Here is a 2171-nt window from a genome sequence, read left to right as displayed (position 1 = left end):
GTTTCTGGCAGAGTCATGCCATCCCAATTGACGCTCATTCAAAGTCCTTAGGTAATTTTTAAGAAAGAATTTACCACCTATCTTGGGGTAATCAGTATGAAATTCCTCCGCAACAATTGTCTCTGCTGCGCGAATGTTTGCGCCAGATTGAAGGCGACAGGGAAGGCAACATCATGCAAACGAACGGCAGCCCACATGGTGCGAACGCTATGCAGACTAACGCGATACAGGCGTGAGTTTTTAACCTTGTTGATCAAGCGGTGACCATGTAGCTTGGCGCGCACGCTCAGTGCCGATTGGTGTGCCCTGTACGCACAACCGGCGGTGCATGCAGTGCCAGCAACTGAGTGACACGCTCGCCTTCTCCCGCCACGATGCGGCCCAACAAATCCTGCAGCGTAGTGTATGTGGCGCCACGCACCGGCGGTTTGCGAGATGCTCACCCAGCTACGGCTTCGCTGGAGATTGGCGCGAAAGTCTGACTGAGCGACCGACCCATCCACGAAAAGTCGTAAGCTGACAACTTCTTCAGCAACATAGGACTTCATTGGATCTTCCTTGACAAGGTGGGCGCCACAGGACGCCAAGAGACCATCTGGCCTGGCTCAATGCGCCAAAGGCAGGACTGCGCGGCAATGTCGCCGTCGCCTACCCAATCGCGGTCGCATGGATCGATGTAAGCCATCTTGACCGGAATACCGGGAAGTATCGGTCCGACCTCGAAGATTCGAAGCCAACCACGCCCAAGTTCGGCCAGGACATCGGGGTTAGTGTAGTCACTGGGCAGGATTTGCGCACCAACCCGCGGAATTCCATCAGAGCGCTGTGCGATGGCAGACAGGCTGAGGTCCATCAGGTCAGATTCAGCCTCGCTGAGTCCGAGCGGACGCCCGTTGAGAACGTGGTGCCAACTGCTGTGGTCAGAGATGAGTGTTTCGCAGGGTTCCACGAGAAGTTCGATCAAGGCGCGAGGTTGGTCCTCCCTCATGCGGCGAAGGTCGGGGGCTCCAGACATGGTAGTAAAGGGCGGGCGCGCCCACGCCCACACCGGATGCTCGACGCCGGTCGGAGGCGGGCCGATTCGTTCGGCCATTCGCTCGGCCATCCAAGCATAGGCCTGCCTAAAACTCCAATAAGAGCTTGGACCTTCACCCCAATCCTTTTCAAAATCTGGCTTGGAGAAGTATGCGTTGCCGCCCTCGAGCGTTCGTGCGGCTGCGATTGGCTGAAGGGTCCACAACCGCAACTTTCCGCGCCCACTACATTTTTTAATCATGCATTTAGCTCCATCCAAGTATTAACGCACCGGGATCCAACTGGCAACGCGGCCATCCAGAATGTCTTCACCATCCCAACGATAGGCTACCAACGATTGCGGATATTCCCTTGGGCCGGTGAGATGAAATGGGTACGCTTGGGCTACTTCGGGGTAATCTCGGTTTAGGTGCAAATAGTAACGGTAAGGTATAAGGGGTAGAGTCGCAGACAACCCGCGCCCCCGCCAAAACAATAGCTGGTCCTGAAACATCAAGCACCAAAGCACACAGAGAACCGCAATGCAAGAGCTTGTCAACGTACGACAAATTTCAGGGGAACCGAAACGGCGCTGGTTTTACTCTGACGATTTCGACCTGATTATCTGGTTGCACCAGGATGGATCCATCGCCGGGTTCGAATTGTGCTACAACAAAAAACAGGCCGAAAGCTCCCTTGTCTGGCGCCTGGCAGGCGGCTTCACGCACATGGCCGTGGACGACGGAGAAGCCAGTTCAGGAAAATATAAACAAACGCCCATACTGATACCAGGCGGCTACTTTGATGCCAAGCAAGTTCACGCCGCTTTTGCAAAAGAGTGCTCATCCTTGCCTGAAGAAGTCGCCACCCAAGTCCTGCAATGCATTGCACAGCACCCAAGCTACGGTGCCGCCCGCGTACAGGAGTGACCCGCAAGGTCCGCCACCGCTGTACCACTGCCTGAGCGGGGGACTCCTTGGCGTCAGATGACGAACACGTCACGCCAGCATTGGGTTTCACGGCTTCCCACTTAAGACGGGACAGAAATGGAGTTGCAAGCCGATTCATCTGAAGTCAACTGCTCACGCTTGTTAGGATGCGTTACAGAATAACTTGAGCAAGTTTCATCGGCATAAGTGTGTAGTTCCATTCACCAT

General features: G+C 55.0%; 2 protein-coding genes. One reads left to right on the top strand and one right to left on the bottom strand.

The genetic code is table 11. The annotated features are described in order from the left end of the window. Positions 1-544 precede the first annotated feature (544 nt). Positions 545-1276, bottom strand: a complete 732-nt coding sequence (locus tag ACOYNV_RS27785) for a DUF3841 domain-containing protein (protein WP_422903062.1) — start codon at positions 1274-1276, stop codon at positions 545-547. Between the two features lie 280 nt (positions 1277-1556). Between ACOYNV_RS27785 and ACOYNV_RS27780 the strand changes: the two genes are divergently transcribed. Beyond that, positions 1557-1943 (top strand): hypothetical protein, encoded by a 387-nt coding sequence (locus ACOYNV_RS27780; protein WP_422903061.1) that lies wholly within the window; start codon positions 1557-1559, stop codon positions 1941-1943. Positions 1944-2171 lie beyond the last annotated feature (228 nt).

It is taken from the genome of Propionivibrio sp. (genome assembly GCF_049316945.1).
Lineage (GTDB): Bacteria > Pseudomonadota > Gammaproteobacteria > Burkholderiales > Rhodocyclaceae > Propionivibrio.
The sequence above is the reverse complement of the archived record's forward strand: the minus strand, read 5'-3'. Positions and strand labels throughout refer to the sequence as shown.